Source organism: Mesorhizobium sp. M0244 (genome assembly GCF_040321795.1).
GTDB lineage: Bacteria > Pseudomonadota > Alphaproteobacteria > Rhizobiales > Rhizobiaceae > Mesorhizobium.
Genome location: NZ_JAMYSE010000009.1, coordinates 110,796 through 125,436, shown reverse-complemented (window position 1 = coordinate 125,436; position 14,641 = coordinate 110,796). Strand labels below are relative to the sequence as shown.

General features: G+C 62.6%; 13 protein-coding genes. 3 read left to right on the top strand and 10 right to left on the bottom strand.

Annotated features, from left to right (window positions below; genetic code table 11):
* Window positions 1-150: 150 nt before the first annotated feature.
* From NKJ08_RS09900 to NKJ08_RS09875, 6 genes are all read right to left on the bottom strand, one after another.
* Complete coding sequence (locus tag NKJ08_RS09900; protein WP_352777808.1) at window positions 151-1,104, bottom strand: oxidoreductase; 954 nt, start codon at window positions 1,102-1,104, stop codon at window positions 151-153.
* Between the two features lie 49 nt (window positions 1,105-1,153).
* Window positions 1,154-1,723 carry a TetR/AcrR family transcriptional regulator gene (locus tag NKJ08_RS09895; protein WP_352526396.1) on the bottom strand — a complete coding sequence of 190 codons (570 nt, stop codon included), beginning with the start codon at window positions 1,721-1,723 and terminating at the stop codon, window positions 1,154-1,156.
* Window positions 1,724-1,970: 247 nt separating this feature from the next.
* Window positions 1,971-3,533, bottom strand: coding sequence for a glutamine-hydrolyzing GMP synthase (gene guaA, locus NKJ08_RS09890; protein ID WP_352781683.1), 1,563 nt, complete (start codon window positions 3,531-3,533; stop codon window positions 1,971-1,973).
* Window positions 3,534-3,619: 86 nt separating this feature from the next.
* Window positions 3,620-4,270 (bottom strand): 5'-methylthioadenosine/S-adenosylhomocysteine nucleosidase, encoded by a 651-nt coding sequence (locus tag NKJ08_RS09885; RefSeq protein WP_352526393.1) that lies wholly within the window; start codon window positions 4,268-4,270, stop codon window positions 3,620-3,622.
* A gap of 26 nt (window positions 4,271-4,296) precedes the next feature.
* Entirely contained in the window at window positions 4,297-4,755 is a 459-nt protein-coding gene (locus NKJ08_RS09880; protein WP_352526392.1) for a PaaI family thioesterase, read from the bottom strand.
* 125 nt (window positions 4,756-4,880) lie between these two features.
* Window positions 4,881-6,170 (bottom strand): RsmB/NOP family class I SAM-dependent RNA methyltransferase, encoded by a 1,290-nt coding sequence (locus NKJ08_RS09875; RefSeq protein ID WP_352526391.1) that lies wholly within the window; start codon window positions 6,168-6,170, stop codon window positions 4,881-4,883.
* 346 nt (window positions 6,171-6,516) lie between these two features.
* Here NKJ08_RS09875 and NKJ08_RS09870 point away from each other — a divergent pair, with 346 nt between their 5' ends.
* Entirely contained in the window at window positions 6,517-7,194 is a 678-nt protein-coding gene (locus NKJ08_RS09870; RefSeq protein ID WP_352526390.1) for an MIP family channel protein, read from the top strand.
* A gap of 76 nt (window positions 7,195-7,270) precedes the next feature.
* Here the strand turns inward: NKJ08_RS09870 and katG are convergent, their stop codons facing one another.
* Window positions 7,271-9,472 carry a catalase/peroxidase HPI gene (gene katG / locus NKJ08_RS09865; RefSeq protein ID WP_352526389.1) on the bottom strand — a complete coding sequence of 734 codons (2,202 nt, stop codon included), beginning with the start codon at window positions 9,470-9,472 and terminating at the stop codon, window positions 7,271-7,273.
* Window positions 9,473-9,599: 127 nt separating this feature from the next.
* On the opposite strand from katG, the gene NKJ08_RS09860 reads away from it, so the two are divergent.
* Window positions 9,600-10,508 (top strand): hydrogen peroxide-inducible genes activator, encoded by a 909-nt coding sequence (locus NKJ08_RS09860; RefSeq protein ID WP_352526388.1) that lies wholly within the window; start codon window positions 9,600-9,602, stop codon window positions 10,506-10,508.
* 72 nt (window positions 10,509-10,580) lie between these two features.
* Here the strand turns inward: NKJ08_RS09860 and NKJ08_RS09855 are convergent, their stop codons facing one another.
* Window positions 10,581-11,183, bottom strand: a complete 603-nt coding sequence (locus NKJ08_RS09855) for a cupin domain-containing protein (protein ID WP_352526387.1) — start codon at window positions 11,181-11,183, stop codon at window positions 10,581-10,583.
* A 514-nt stretch (window positions 11,184-11,697) separates the two neighbouring features.
* A complete protein-coding gene (locus NKJ08_RS09850) occupies window positions 11,698-12,381 on the bottom strand; it encodes a glutathione S-transferase family protein (protein ID WP_352526421.1) in 684 nt (227 codons plus the stop codon).
* Between the two features lie 303 nt (window positions 12,382-12,684).
* Here NKJ08_RS09850 and NKJ08_RS09845 point away from each other — a divergent pair, with 303 nt between their 5' ends.
* Window positions 12,685-13,626, top strand: coding sequence for a hypothetical protein (locus NKJ08_RS09845; RefSeq protein ID WP_352781682.1), 942 nt, complete (start codon window positions 12,685-12,687; stop codon window positions 13,624-13,626).
* 45 nt (window positions 13,627-13,671) lie between these two features.
* Here NKJ08_RS09845 and NKJ08_RS09840 read toward each other — a convergent pair whose 3' ends face one another.
* A complete protein-coding gene (locus NKJ08_RS09840) occupies window positions 13,672-14,595 on the bottom strand; it encodes a LysR family transcriptional regulator (protein ID WP_352526385.1) in 924 nt (307 codons plus the stop codon).
* Window positions 14,596-14,641 lie beyond the last annotated feature (46 nt).

Sequence of the window (14,641 nt, the reverse complement as noted above, 5' to 3'; positions counted from 1 at the left end):
TTCGGTATCTATCGAAGTCGATTGCCTCTGAGAACCGATTTTTAGCGGCTGGGAGCCGCTCCACTACCAGCGGAAAAGTACCGTCATGTCTCTTGTAGCAAGGTTTCGTCGCCCGGGCGAGGCTCGTCCAATCCGCGCCCCAGAGCAAGCCTACACGAGGGCCTGACGCACCGTGTCGCCGTGAAGTAAGGTGGCCGGCAAGCCTGGATCGATGCCGGTCATGGCGATGGAGACGTCCCAGAGCCGCTTCGCGAGCGCGGGATCTTCGGCGTGCGGCGCGCGCTTTGCTTCGCCGGCTACACCGCGGATTCCGCCAAAGCCGGTGGGACCGTAATAGCCTCCGGGCTTCACCTTGCCGGTTGCAGCCAGAAGTGCCGGCCACGCGCCCTTGTCGGCGCTATTGAGCAACAGGCCGACGATTGGGCCTACGATCTGGATCAGCCCCATGTGACGGCCAAGACTTGTGGCGGCGACTCCAGGGTGGACGCCGATTGCTGTGACGGGCGACTTCGCCGCGCGCAGGCGACGATCCAGTTCGAAGAAGAACAGCGCGCTGGCCAGCTTGCTGGCGCCGTAGCGATCGTTCTTGATGTAGCTCTTGTCGGCGTTGAGGTCGTCCCAGTCGATCTTGGCCTTCAGATGCGCGACGCTGGAGGTCACGACCACCCGCGCTCCCGGGGTCTCCGCAAGTTTAGGCAGGAGCAGCGAGGTGAGCGCGAACACGCCGAGATGATTGACGCCGAACTGCGATTCGAACCCCTGCTTCGTGCGCGTCAGCGGCGGGTTCATGATCCCGGCATTGTTGATGAGCGCATCGATCCGTGGCTCCTTCGCGGCGATCTCGGCTGCGGTGCGAACACTGTCGAGGTCACCGAGGTCGAGCGGCAACCAGACGAGATCGGCGTTCGGCGTGATCCGCTTGATCCGCGCGATGGCATCCTGCGCCCTGGTCTGCTCGCGGCAGCCAAGCAGGACGCGCGCGCCCCTGGCGGCAAGCACCCGCGCGATTTCGAATCCTACGCCGGCGTTGGCGCCGGTGACGATGAAGCTTTTTCCCGTCTGTTTGGGGACGTTGGCTTCGGTGAAACCCTTACTATTCGACATCTTCGATCCTTATGTGTGAGTGCTTACATGCTCATTTATCGGTTAAAACTCAGGCGGCAGACCCCTTCCAGAACAGGTCGAACCCGGCCTGGCGGATGGCGTCACTTTCCTGGGGTCTGGCCGTGACCGCATTGATGCTGATGTCAGCCAAGTCGAAGAGAATGGTATCGATGTAGAAGGCGATCCTGTCAGGCGCGGCATGGCCGGCGAGACACTCTTCCACCATCGTCCGCGCATCTCGCAGCATAGCGTGGCACCGGTTCCGGCTTTCCGCCGTCACGCGATCTGACACCTTCAGCTGGCGAAGGGCCTTGCGCGCTGTGGCGTGAGCCAGTCCCCAGTCAATCAGACGGTTCCAGACCACAAATAGTCGGTCTTTGGGGGAGGCGTCCGCCGGATATGGGGCCAGCATCATCTCTACCAAGTCGGCCTCGATCTCGAGAAAGAGCTGGTTGAGCAGATCGTCCTTGGTTGGAAAGTAAGTGAACAGCGTTCCCTCAGACACGCCAGCAGCCTTTGCGATCTTGGCCGTGGACGCGCCTGTGCCCAGGTTGGCGACGAACTCGGCCGCTGCATCGAGCAGTGCCTGTCGCTTTTCTTCACTGAGGGGACGCGCCATATTTCCGTCTAACGATATTGAGTGAGTGGATGCTCAATTATATAGGGAATGGCATGAGATTGGTCAAGGGATGCAGCCCCGCATCTTTCGCGATCATGCCGACCAAGCAGGAATGTCTGCTATCTTATGGGAGTCGCTCTGAAGCTGACCGAGCACAAAGTCTCACAAGCGGACACGTATCTATCGAGATGTGTGAACCGCCTACACTACGACACAGTTTCCCGCAGTATCCGAAACTACGCTCCCGTCACTCCCACTCGATTGTACCTGGGGGTTTGCTCGTCACGTCGTAGACGACGCGGTTGATGCCGCGCACTTCGTTGATGATGCGGGTGGCGGCTGCTCCCAGGAATGCCATGTCGTAGTGGTAGAAATCCGCTGTCATGCCGTCGACCGAGGTGACGGCGCGCAGCGCGCAGACGAACTCGTAGGTACGGCCGTCGCCCATCACGCCGACGGTCTGCACCGGCAGCAGCACGGCGAAGGCCTGCCAGATGGCGTCGTAGAGGCCGGCCTTGCGGATCTCGTCGAGATAGATGGCGTCGGCCTCGCGCAGGATCTCCAGCTTTTCGCGGGTGATGCCGCCCGGGCAGCGGATGGCGAGACCGGGACCGGGGAACGGATGCCGGCCGATGAAGCTGTCGGGCAGGCCGAGCTCCTTGCCGAGCGCCCTCACCTCGTCCTTGAACAATTCGCGCAGCGGCTCGACCAGCTGCATGTTCATACGCTCGGGCAAGCCGCCGACATTATGGTGCGACTTGATCGTCACCGACGGGCCGCCGGTGAAGGAGACGCTTTCGATGACGTCGGGATAGAGCGTGCCTTGCGCCAGGAAATCGGCGCCGCCAAGCTTCTTGGCCTCTTCCTCGAACACTTCGATGAACAGCCGGCCGATGGTCTTGCGCTTCTTTTCCGGGTCCGACTCGCCCTCAAGTGCGCCGATAAAACGGTCTGAAGCGTCGACCAGGATGAGGGGCAGATTGTAGTGGTGGCGAAACATCTCCACCACGCCCGCCGCCTCGTCCTTGCGCATCAGCCCGTGGTCGACGAGGATGCAGGTGAGCTGGTCGCCGACCGCCTCGTGGATCAGCAAAGCCGCGACCGAGGAATCGACGCCTCCCGACAGCGCGCAGATGACCTTGCCCTTGCCGACCTGTTTGCGGATCGTCTCGATCGCGTGCTCGCGGTAAGCGCGCATCGTCCAGTCGCCTTCGATGCCGGCGATGTTGTGGACGAAGTTGCGGAGCAGCCTGGCGCCGTCGGGCGTATGCACCACTTCGGGGTGGAACATGATGCCGTACATTTTGCGCTCGACATTGCCGAAAATGGCGAAGGGCGAGCCCTCCGATTTTCCGAGCACCTCGAACCCCTTGGGCAAGGAGATGACGCGGTCGCCATGGCTCATCCACACCTGATGGCGCTGACCGGGCGCCCACAGGCCCTCGAACAACGGGCTGTCCTTGGCGATCTCGACGAAGGCGCGGCCGAATTCGCGGTGGTCGGAGCTTTCGGCGACGCCGCCCATCTGCACGCACATCGCCATCTGGCCGTAGCAGATGCCGAGCACCGGCACGCCGGCGTCGAAGACGATCTGCGGCGCGCGCGGACTGCCGATGTCGCTGGTCGAGGCCGGGCCGCCGGACAGGATCACCGCCTTCGGATTGATGCGCTTGAACGCCGCCGCGGCCGACTGGAAAGGCACGATCTCGGAAAAGACGCCGGCCTCGCGGATGCGCCTGGCGATCAGCTGCGTGAACTGGCTGCCGAAATCGACAATCAGGACGGTGTCGGGATGATTGGCTGTTTTCATGGCGAGCGTTTAGAGAAAGAAACGAGTCGGCGCAATGGGTTGTGAGGCGTCTCTCTCACTCCGATTCCGCATCTTCATGCAACAGGTCAAAACTGCAGCGCATCAGACGCGATCGCCCGTTCCAAAAGTTGCACCGCCCCGGCAAGCTTTTCGTCGATGACGTGCAGATATTCCGTCCAGTCGCCGACATGTCTGAGATCGGCTGCCCCGTCGGAAATGCCGCGCAGGGCGATAAGCGGCACGCCGAACAATTGGCAGGCGCGCAGGCAGGCGAAGGTCTCCATGTCGACCATATCCGCGGCGATCGCGTCGTAAGCGGCGCCGGTGACTATTCCCGCCCCGGTCGAAAGCGTCGCCTGCCCGATGCCCGGTATCCTGAACGGCAGCAGCACGCTCACCGGCAGGTCGAGAAACGGCGTGGCGCCCTTCTCGAACCCCAAGGGCGAGGCATCCATGTCGCGATAGGCGACTGAAACGGCCTGGTAGATTTCCGTCTGCTCCAGCGTGCGGCTGCCCGCCGAACCGAGCGACACGACGAGATCCGGCAGCGCCTTTTCGGCGTTCAGTCGGGACAGTTCGGCGCTGAGTCCGACGCCGGCCTCGACCGGCCCGACGCCGGTCATCAGCGGTGTGAACAGCCGCTGCAAATGCGGTCCGTATTCGGCCTCGGCAGCCATGACGAAGAGAACGGACTTGCCGGAGACCAGGGCGAGCTCACCAGATGTTTTACCGGCCATGATGGTCCATCCTCCCTGCCCGTTCCTCAGCCCTCGATGCCGTCGCGGCCGAGCACCGTCATCATCGTTCCGGTCATTGTGGCGATCAGCTTGGCCTCGCCGTCGGTGGCGAACGCATAGGCCTGGCCATCGGCGACGATGATGGTGCGGCCGGGCTTGGTCACAGAGCCGCGGAACAGGAAGCGCTCGCCCCGGCCCGGCGCCAGCAGATTGACCTTGAACTCGATCGTCAGCACGCCGGAATTTTCCGGCATCAGCGAGAATGCCGCATAGCCGCAGGCCGAGTCGAGAGCCGTCGAAATGACGCCGGCATGGAGAAAGCCGTGCTGCTGGGTCAGTGCCGCCGAATAGGGCATTTCGATCTCGATGATGCCGGGCGTCACCAACGTCAGTTCTGCGCCAATCGTCGTCATCGCATTCTGGCGCGCGAAGGACGTTCTGACGCGGTCCTCATAATCCGGAGCAGGAACGATCTTTGCTGCCATGGCCGTCGCCCTTCGTTTCTCGACAAATCTTATTGCAGCGGCATTTATCGCAGAGGGGTGGGCGGCAGGCAATCGCAAATGCTGCACTGCAGCATTTGGCTCAACCCTGTATCGATGGCAAACGTTCAGCCGGCCCGGCGCAGCGCGCAGAAGTAAAAGCCGTCGGTGCCGCTCAGCGCCGGCGACAGCGAAATGCCGCCCGCAGCGCCGATACGCACTGCCGCTTCGTGGCCCGGAAAACGACCGTCCCAGAGCTGGCGGTGATCGACCGGGACAAAGCCGGGATGGCGGTCGCGGAACGCTGAAACCTGGTCGCCATTTTCCTCGTCGAACACCGAACAGGTGATGTAGACCAGCAGGCCGCCGGGTTTGACGAAGTCCTTGGCGGCATCGAGGATCGTCTCCTGCTCGCCCTTGCGGGCGTCGAGCTGCCTTTGCGTCAGCCGCCATTTGGCATCCGGCCGGCGCCGCCACGTGCCGCTGCCGGTGCAAGGCGCATCGATCAGGACGATATCCATGTGCTTGCCGAGCGGCGCCAGCTCCGCCGGCTTGGTGACGATCTGCACATTGCGGTTTTCCGAACGGCGGATGCGGTCGAAGATCGGCACCAGCCTTGCCTTCTCGGCATCGTGGGCGAAGATCTGGCCGCGATTGTCCATCCCCGCGGACAGCGCCAGCGTCTTGCCGCCGGCGCCGGCGCAAAAGTCGAGCACCTGCATTCCAGGCTCGGCGCCGGCCAGTTCGGCGGCTATCTGCGAGCCCTCGTCCTGAACCTCGAACCAGCCTTTCTGAAAGGCCGGTTCGGCCTGCACGTTCGGGTGCCTGCCGTCGCCTTCGATCGGCGGGATGCGGATGCCATGCGGCGCGATCCGTGCAGCCTTGGCGCCGGTCTCCGCCAATTCCGCCAATACCTTTGGGCGATCGGCCTTCAGGGTATTGACCCTGAGGTCGAGCGGTGGGCGTGTCGCGAGAGCGGCACCCTCTTCCACCCAGGCTGTGCCAAACGCCCGTTCGAAAAGCGGCATGCACCAATCGGGGACGTCTGCCCGCACCGCGGGCGGCGCGTCGGCGAGTCGGCGACCGCCGAGCGTTTTCAATTCGTCGGCGTTCAGCAGCGGCGGCGCGAACTTGTCGCCCTCGAGCGCCTCGTTCAGCGACTGCGCCGTCTGGCCCCATTCGAGCAGCAGCGCGCCGAAGCCGATGGCGCGCGGCGTGTCCTCGCCGAGCAGCCAGCCGGCGGAGCGCTTGCGGCGCAGCGCGTCATAGACGATGTTGCCGATCGCGGCGCGGTCGCCGCCGCCGGCGAAGCGGTGCGACAGGCCCCAGTCCTTCAGCACATCGGCCACCGGCCGGTGACGCCGGCCAATGTCATCAAGCACTTCGATGGCTGCCGCCAGCCGCCCGCCCAGTCTCATTATCGTCTTCCATTACCCAGCAAATTAAATCCGGCCCTGCTCTTAGAGCTTTTCGTGTCCTGATTGAAACAGTTCTGTTCCCCGACGGCGAGACGATCCATGCGGAGGGTGGCGAATGTGGATTCGTGCATCGCGAGCCGCCCCGACCAAGCGGGCGTCGGCCTGGGCTAAATCAAAGAATTCGATCAGTACATATTATATACATCTAATGTACATGCCCGGCGCGCACAAGCACGCCAGCTGCGCAACTGCGCTGCTTTGCAAGTTTTCCGGTTGCGAATACTCTTTGCGCGGTGATTCGCGTCGCAGAAAAGGCGGAGCCGCGGGTCGATACGAGGAGAGGGCAATGAAGACTTATCTGGCGGAAGTTCTAGGCACGTTTCTATTGGTGTTCATCGGCACGGCTTCGGTGGTGACGGGCGGCTTCGGCGGCGCGCTGCCGCTTGGCCAGGAAGGTATCGGTCTGGCGTTCGGCATCGGCCTGATTGCGGCGGCCTATGCGATCGGCCCGATTTCGGGGGCGCATCTCAATCCGGCGGTGACGCTCGGCGTCTTTCTTGCCGGGCGGATGCCGGCCAAGGACGTCATTCCTTACTGGATCGCGCAGATCATCGGCGCCATCATCGCGTCGCTGGCACTGTGGATCATCGTCTCCGGACAGGTCGGCGGCCATACTGGCGGCTTCGGCGCCAATGGCTGGGACGTGACGAAATGGGGCGTCAGCTCGGCCTTCCTGTGGGAGCTGATCGGAACCTTCACCTTCGTCACGGTGATCCTCGGCGTCACCAACGCCAAGCACACGACGGCGTTCGCCGGGCTGGTCATCGGCCTGACGCTGGCAGCGCTGCACTTCGCCATCATTCCGGTGACCGGCACATCGCTCAACCCGGCCCGTTCGATCGGCCCGGCGCTGTTTTCGGGAACTGCGGCGATCGGCCAGCTGTGGCTGTTCATCGTCGCGCCGCTGATCGGCGGCGCCATTGCCGGCGTGGTCGCCAAGGCCGGTATCTTCGAGAAGGACTGACTTCTCGAAGGCTTCAATACAAAAAGGCGCGGGCCGAGGCCCGCGCCTATTTTTGTTAGAGCATCACTTGCCGCCCTCAGGATTGGGCAAGATCGAAGCGATCGGCGTTCATCACATTGGTCCAGGCCGCGACGAAATCCCGAACGAACTTCTGCCCGGCATCCGCCGACCCGTAGACCTCGGCAAGCGCACGCAACTGCGCGTGCGAGCCGAAGATCAGGTCGGCGCGGGTGCCGGTCCACTTGACCGCCTTGGTCTTGCGGTCGCGCGCTTCGTAGATTTCATCGGAGCCGGCGGCCGGATCCCAGACCGTGTTCATGCTGAGCAGGTTGACGAAGAAATCGTTGGTCAACGTGCCCGGCCTGTCGGTGAACACCCCGTGCTTCGACTTGCCGGCGTTGGCGCCGAGCACCCGCAACCCGCCGACGAGCACCGTCATCTCCGGCGCCGTCAAGGTCAGCAGCTGCGCCCGATCGACCAGCATCGCTTCGATCGACATCGGCTGGTTGCCCCTGACATAATTGCGGAAGCCATCGACTTTCGGCTCGAGCGCGGCGAAGGACTGGACATCCGTCTGTTCCTGCGAGGCGTCCATGCGGCCTGGCGTGAAAGGCACCTCCACGTCATGGCCGCCGTCTTTCGCTGCCTTCTCGACCGCGGCGACGCCGCCGAGAACGATCAGGTCGGCAAGCGAGACCTTCTTGTCGCCTGTCTGCCCGGCATTGAACGCGCTCTGGATGGCTTCGAGCCGCGCAAGCACCTTCGACAGTTCGGTCGGCTGATTGACGTCCCAGTCCTTCTGCGGCGCCAGGCGGATGCGGGCGCCGTTGGCGCCGCCGCGCTTGTCGGAGCCGCGGAAAGTCGAGGCCGAGGCCCAGGCGGTCGAGACCAGTTCGGAAACGGACAGGCCAGAGGCCAGGATCTTCGCCTTCAGCGAGGCGATATCCTGCTCGCTGACCAGCTCGTGATCGATGGCCGGGATGGGATCCTGCCAGATCAGCTCTTCCTTCGGAACGAGCGGGCCGAGATAGCGGACGACCGGACCCATGTCGCGGTGGGTCAGCTTGAACCAGGCGCGCGCGAAGGCGTCGGCGAAGTGATCCGGATTCTCATGGAAACGCCGCGAGATCTTCTCATAGGCCGGATCGACGCGCAAAGCGAGGTCGGTGGTCAGCATCGCCGGCGCGCGGCGGTTCGACGGATCGTGCGCGTCCGGCACGGAGCCTGCACCGGCGCCGCCCTTCGGCGTCCACTGATGGGCGCCGGCCGGGCTCTTGGTCAGCTCCCATTCGTAGTTGAACAGATTATCGAAGAAGTTGTTGCTCCACTTGGTCGGGGTCGTGGTCCAGGTCACCTCGAGGCCCGAGGTAATGGCGTCGCCGGCAATGCCGGTGGCATGCTTGCTCGACCAGCCGAGGCCCTGCGCCTCGATGCCGGCGCCTTCCGGCTCCGCTCCGACCAGCGATGCATCACCGGCGCCGTGGGTCTTGCCGAAAGTGTGACCGCCGGCGATGAGCGCCACGGTCTCCTCGTCGTTCATGGCCATGCGGGCGAAGGTTTCACGGATGTCGCGTGCCGAGGCCAATGGATCGGGCTTGCCATTCGGCCCTTCCGGGTTGACGTAGATCAGCCCCATCTGCACGGCGCCGAGATGGCCCCGAAGTTCGCGGTCGCCGGAATAGCGCTCGTCGCCGAGCCATTTGGTTTCCGATCCCCAGTCCACGTCCTGCTCTGGCTCCCAGACATCGGCGCGGCCGCCTGCGAAGCCGAAGGTCTTGAAGCCCATCGATTCCAGCGCGACGTTGCCGGTGAGGATCAACAGGTCGGCCCAGGAGATTTTCCTGCCGTATTTCTGCTTGATCGGCCACAGCAGCCGACGCGCCTTGTCGAGATTGGCGTTGTCCGGCCAGCTGTTGAGCGGCGCGAAACGCTGCTGGCCGGCGCCGGCGCCGCCACGGCCGTCGCCGATGCGATAGGTGCCGGCGCTGTGCCAGGCCATGCGGATGAAGAGCGGGCCGTAATGGCCGAAATCGGCCGGCCACCAATCCTGCGAATCGGTCATCACCTGGTGCAGGTCCTTGATCACCGCATAGAGATCGAGGCTCTTGAATTCCATGGCGTAGTCGAAGTCCTCGCCCATCGGGTCCGAGAGGCTCGACTGCTGGTGGAGAACGGCAAGGTCAAGCTGGTTTGGCCACCAGTCACGGTTGGTCCTGCCGGCCGATCCATGTGCGACCGGGCATTTGCCGGCGCTGTTGTCGTCGGTTTTCGCGTCCATCTTTGCCTCCGATTTGCTGAATTTCCGGGCGGGCCTCGAGCCGCACCACTCTGGAATGGTTCCAGACTAGGCCGCCTTGCCGATAAAAACAAATTGCCTTTCCTGTTTGTTGCGATAGGTTTTCCTTATGATTGGCCTGACCGTCCGGCAGATGCATTATTTCGAAGCGCTGGCGCAGACGCTGCATTTCGGCCGCGCGGCGAAGCTCGCCGGCGTCAGCCAGCCGGCGCTGTCCTCGCAGATCGCCGAGATGGAGCTGCGGCTCAATTGCCAGCTGTTCGAGCGCGGCGGCAAATCGGCGCGCATGACCGACGAGGCGCAGGCCTTGCTGCCGCGCATCGAGCGCATTCTTGCCGACATCCGCGACGTCGAGGCGACGGCCCGGCGCGGCCGCCCGGCGATGGAGGGACGCTTCCGGCTCGGCATCATCCCGACGGTGGCGCCCTATCTGCTGCCGCATGTGCTGCCGGAGCTGAAACGGCATTTCCCGGCCTTGCAGCTCGAATTGCGCGAGGCGGTGACCGCGTCGTTGGTCGATGACACCAGTTCGGGAAAGCTCGACGCCTTCGTCGCGGCACTGCCGCTGAACTATCCCGGCCTGGTCACAGAGCCGCTTTTCTCCGACCGGTTCTTCCTTGCCGTGCCGGCCGGCGATCCCGCCTTCGCCTCGCCGCCAGTGCCACCGGAAAGCCCGGCGCTGGAAAGGCTGATGCTGCTGGAAGAAGGTCATTGCCTGCGCGAACAGGCGCTCGCCGTCTGCGGCAGCGTGCGGCCGGTGGCGATGGCAAGCTACGGCGCGACCAGCCTGACGACGCTGCTGCAGATGGTGGCGCACGGGCTCGGCGTCACGCTCGTCCCGGAAATGGCGGCAGGACCGGCCAGCGCCATGCGCGATTTGAAGATCGTGCCGTTCCAGGAGCCGATGCCGCAACGCACGATCTGCCTGGCGTGGCGGCGCAACAAGGTCCGCCACGACGAGTGCGTCGAACTGGCGAAGATCATTCGGGGATTGGATGAGGCAGTGCTGGCGGCTTGAGCAGGGTATGTTGGCAAAAGGCCTGGTTTTAGCCCCGAAGCGAACTCGCAAGCCCCTTCGAGTGAAACGGCTTCAATCTCTGTTCCAGGCTGCGAGCAACGGGCCTTTGCCTCCATAGACAGGATCCTTCCGCGGACGGCCAACCCTGGGTATCGTTACGACCGCCTTGGCGTGCTCCGCAGCAGTCGTACATTCGTCATAGGTGCCGGATGGAGGATAGGCGCCGACGACTAAAAAATCGTCGGACGCGGAAATGCGTTGGTGCCCGGTGCCGGCCGGAAGAACCGCGACGTCGCCGGCCTTCAGCGACAGCGTCCGTCCCTTGTTGCCGCCGAACCGGACTTTGGCCGTCCCGCGCGCAACCCCGAGCACCTCGTGGATTCGCGAGTGGTAGTGAACGTAATCGTAGATGCCATTGCGCCAGCTATCCCCCCATCCATTCGCTTCGAAAAGCGCCTCCATGACGGCCGCCGGATCGAAGTCTTCGGGCAACTTCACAGCGCCGCGATAGACGACAAGCGGCCAGAACGGATGGTTGGGCACCAGGCCATCATCCTTGAACAGAAATGCATTCGGTCTGCGCGGCCTCAGGAGATCGGGAACCTCTCGCCTGTCCGGTCTAGCGATACCGGTGACCTGCTCGACAGTTTTCTTCATGCTTTGCAGAATGCTCATGACGCAGCCTTGCATTGGTGGTCGGAAGCTTCATACCGATTTAACCGGCTGCATGGCGTGTCGGTTCCGCTGAGGGTAAAGATCTGCGATCCATGCGGCCGCCATGGCGGCGCCGCAACAAGGTCCGGCGCGATGAATGTGTCGAGCTGGCGAAGATCATCCGCGGGTTGGAGGCGGCGGTGCTGGCGGGGTGAGGTGCGCCGTACCATCCAACGGACGGTCTGGTGTTGTGAAGGGTTTCGGATGCCGGCCCTTCCGTGGGCGGTGCCGCGCGCCGGGGCCGGCGTCCGGAAGCCTTCACATAAGTGGACCTTCATGTCGCTTCTCCACAGCGGACGTTCGTGCGACGGTCGAAGTCGGTCCATCGAAGTTGATTAGCGTCGTCCAATATCGGTGGGCCGCCCAGGCTGCCGTTGCGCTGCATTACAAAGGCACCCAGCGCCGACGTCGCACTGAGCCCGGCCAGCAGGGGCGCTCGAAATCCACCGACAGCAGACCCTGCCGGTTGCATATATCAGGCGGCAACAGTCTCGTTTTGCGGGAACATGGCGCGACGTGTTTCGGTGTCGAGTTCGGCCTTGAAGGTATGTTTCGCCTTCATATCCAAGGCGCGCTGAACGGCGGGGCGCTTGGTCACTTCATCCATGAAGCGCATGACATTGGGATAGTCGCCAAGGCCTTTCTCGCCGAATACATATCCGGCCGAGGCGGCCCAGCCCCAAAGTGCCATGTCTGCGATTGTGTATTCGTCGCCTGCCAGATATCGAGCCTGCCCAAGGCGATGGTCCAGAACCGAATAGTGTCGCTCGACTTCCTTCACGTAACGATTTTTCGCATAGGCGATGTCTTCCGGAGCGTAGTGAAGGAAGTGGATCGCCTGGCCGGAAAACGGCGACAGGCCCGTTGCCACGAACTGCAGCCATGACAGCATGACGGCCTTGCTCTTCAGCTCGCTGGGAAGAAACTTTCCGTGCTTCTCGGCGAGGTAGAGGAGGATGGCATGGGAGTCGAAGATAGTCACATCCCCGTCGACCATCGCCGGAACCTTGCCGTTAGGATTGATCACCCTGAATTCGGGCTCGTGCTGTTCGCCTTTGAAGATATCGATCGGCGAGACGTCGAAGGGCAGTTCCAGTTCTTCCAGCAGGACCGCCACCTTCATCGAATTCGGCGTGGCATGAAAATACAGATTGAGCATGTTTTTCCGTCCCATCGTTGAACATCTACCCAGTCCGGCCAATTGCCACCTGCTGATGTTGAAGCGCCCGGAACATGCTGGTTTGCCCAACAGCGCGCCAATCGATCTCACGGATTGGTGGTATCGAGCCCGTTCATGGCTGGTCAGGTGGTGGGATGGTTTTCGATTTTCGCAAGTACCAAACTCATGAAGATGATTAATTGGTCCCATCGTGCAAGGCGATTTCTCAAGGCGCGCGCGGGGTTCTAGAGCGGTGACATCAACCGATCGAAAGGAACCCCAATCATGATCTCTCGCTCTCTATTGGCTGGCGTCGCCGCCATAGCTTTCTTCAGTTTTGCATCGCCATCGATGGCCGGCTCCACGGCTCAGGGTATCTCGTTCACCTCCGATGAGAGTTATCCGGAAAGCATCTCGTGGTCGGCCAAGCAGGACACCTTCATGGTCGGCTCGGTGCGTCATGGCCTAGTGGCGAAAGTCGACGAAGCTGGGAAGTACACGGGGTTCGTCAACGACGCGAAATTGGTTTCCACGGCGGGCCTGCTAGTCGACGACAAGCGCAATACGCTCTGGGTGACGAACTCCGATCCGGGCGTCGGCGATCGCACCAATGCGACGACCCAGGGCAAGCTTGCGGGGGTGGCCACATACGATGCCACGACCGGCCAGCCTCGGGCCTACTACGATCTAGGCAACCTTAGCGAAGGCACGCATTTTGCCAATGATATCGCGCTCGACGCCGATGGAAACGCTTATGTGACCGACAGCTTTGCCCCGATCATCTACCGGATCGATACGGCAGGCAAGGCGACGACCTTTGCGCAGGACCCGCGCTTCAAGGATGGCGATGGCTTCAACCTGAATGGCATCGCCTGGCACAAGGACGGTTATCTGCTCGTTGGCAAATACAATACGGGTGAGCTGTTTCGCGTCAGTATCGCCGATCCCGGCAAGGTCGAACTGGTGAAACTGCCCGAGCCCCTGACGGGTGCCGATGGCATTCAGCTGATCGATGACCAGCACCTCGTCATCGTGCAGAACCTTGGCGTGGGTCGTACCGTCGAACTGGTTTCCACCGACGGGTGGGCCTCGGCAACAGTCGTCCGGCAGGAAACCAGCATCATGTCGATGCCGACGGCCGCCGCGATTGTGGGCGATGACATCTACGTGCTGAACTCGCGACTCGATACACTGTTCGACCCCGCTGCCGACAAGGTCGGCGACTACCTGCTTCAAAAATTCTGATTGCACGACATGGGGTGGCCGGAACGGGTGCGCGGCGTCCGGCCACTACTCTTCGTGACTGCTGCGAGCGCTTTGCATCACCAGCTTGCGCAGCCACATGTGCGCAAGGTCACTGCGCATCCTCGGGTGCCAGAACAGGTTCATGGCGAACGGCGAAAGTACCAAGGGCGCTTCGAACAGATCAAGGACCTGAGCGAAGCGCCTCAGGAAACGCCGGGGCAGAGTGCAGATCAGATCGCTGTTCGCCAGAACGAGGGGGGCCAGGGCGTAGCTCTGGATGGAGACCGTCACGTTGCGCTCGCGGCCAATCTCCGCAAGCGCGTCATCGATCATCCCTGCAAAGTGCCCGCCGCTCGTCGAAATGAGCAGATGGTCGAGGGCACAGAACTCGTCCAAGGCAATTGGTCCCTTGCCCCGTGGATGGCCGTGCCGCTGGGCCGTGACGAATTCCTCTTCGAACAGTTTTTGCCCGATCAGACCACCCGAGCCGTCTTCCGCGGCCCCGATGAAGAGATCGACGTCGCCCTGCTCCAGGTGCTCGACGATCCTCGGCTTGTTGGGCACTGTAAAAGCGACCTTTGCGTTGGGAGCTTGGGATTTGAACCGCGGAATGAGGTCCGGAGCCAGGATCGCCGCCGGATTGTCCGTTGCGGCAATGCGATAGACACGTTTGCTTGTCGCAGGGTCGAACAGATGGGCGGTATTCACAAAATCGCTCAACCGCTCGAGCAGGCGCGTGAGTTCGGCCTCAAGCGCCAGGGCGTGAGGCGTGGGGGTCATCCCCCGTCCGGACGCCGCCGTGGTGAAGAGTGGATCGTTCAGCAACTGGCGCAGCCGGGTCAGGCGGGCCGACAAAGCGGATTGGGTGATGTTCAATCTCGACGCCGCATGGGTGACGTTCTGGTGCTTCAACAGCGCGTCTAGTGTCAGCAGCAAGCCAATGTCGAAATCCGATAATCGTTGAGTCAATGGGGCCTCGCAACAGTAGGCGACATTCAATCGATAGCGATCTCTA

What these genes read in the sequence shown, in the direction of transcription:
- NKJ08_RS09900 (WP_352777808.1), bottom strand. Translation starts at nt 1,104, where the DNA reads ATGTCGAATAGTAAGGGTTTCACCGAAGCCAACGTCCCCAAACAGACG.
- NKJ08_RS09885 (WP_352526393.1), bottom strand. Translation starts at nt 4,270, where the DNA reads ATGGCCGGTAAAACATCTGGTGAGCTCGCCCTGGTCTCCGGCAAGTCC.
- NKJ08_RS09870 (WP_352526390.1), top strand. Translation starts at nt 6,517, where the DNA reads ATGAAGACTTATCTGGCGGAAGTTCTAGGCACGTTTCTATTGGTGTTC.
- NKJ08_RS09875 (WP_352526391.1), bottom strand. Translation starts at nt 6,170, where the DNA reads ATGAGACTGGGCGGGCGGCTGGCGGCAGCCATCGAAGTGCTTGATGAC.
- guaA (WP_352781683.1), bottom strand. Translation starts at nt 3,533, where the DNA reads ATGAAAACAGCCAATCATCCCGACACCGTCCTGATTGTCGATTTCGGC.
- NKJ08_RS09880 (WP_352526392.1), bottom strand. Translation starts at nt 4,755, where the DNA reads ATGGCAGCAAAGATCGTTCCTGCTCCGGATTATGAGGACCGCGTCAGA.
- NKJ08_RS09855 (WP_352526387.1), bottom strand. Translation starts at nt 11,183, where the DNA reads ATGAGCATTCTGCAAAGCATGAAGAAAACTGTCGAGCAGGTCACCGGT.
- NKJ08_RS09850 (WP_352526421.1), bottom strand. Translation starts at nt 12,381, where the DNA reads ATGCTCAATCTGTATTTTCATGCCACGCCGAATTCGATGAAGGTGGCG.
- katG (WP_352526389.1), bottom strand. Translation starts at nt 9,472, where the DNA reads ATGGACGCGAAAACCGACGACAACAGCGCCGGCAAATGCCCGGTCGCA.
- NKJ08_RS09860 (WP_352526388.1), top strand. Translation starts at nt 9,600, where the DNA reads ATGATTGGCCTGACCGTCCGGCAGATGCATTATTTCGAAGCGCTGGCG.
- NKJ08_RS09895 (WP_352526396.1), bottom strand. Translation starts at nt 1,723, where the DNA reads ATGGCGCGTCCCCTCAGTGAAGAAAAGCGACAGGCACTGCTCGATGCA.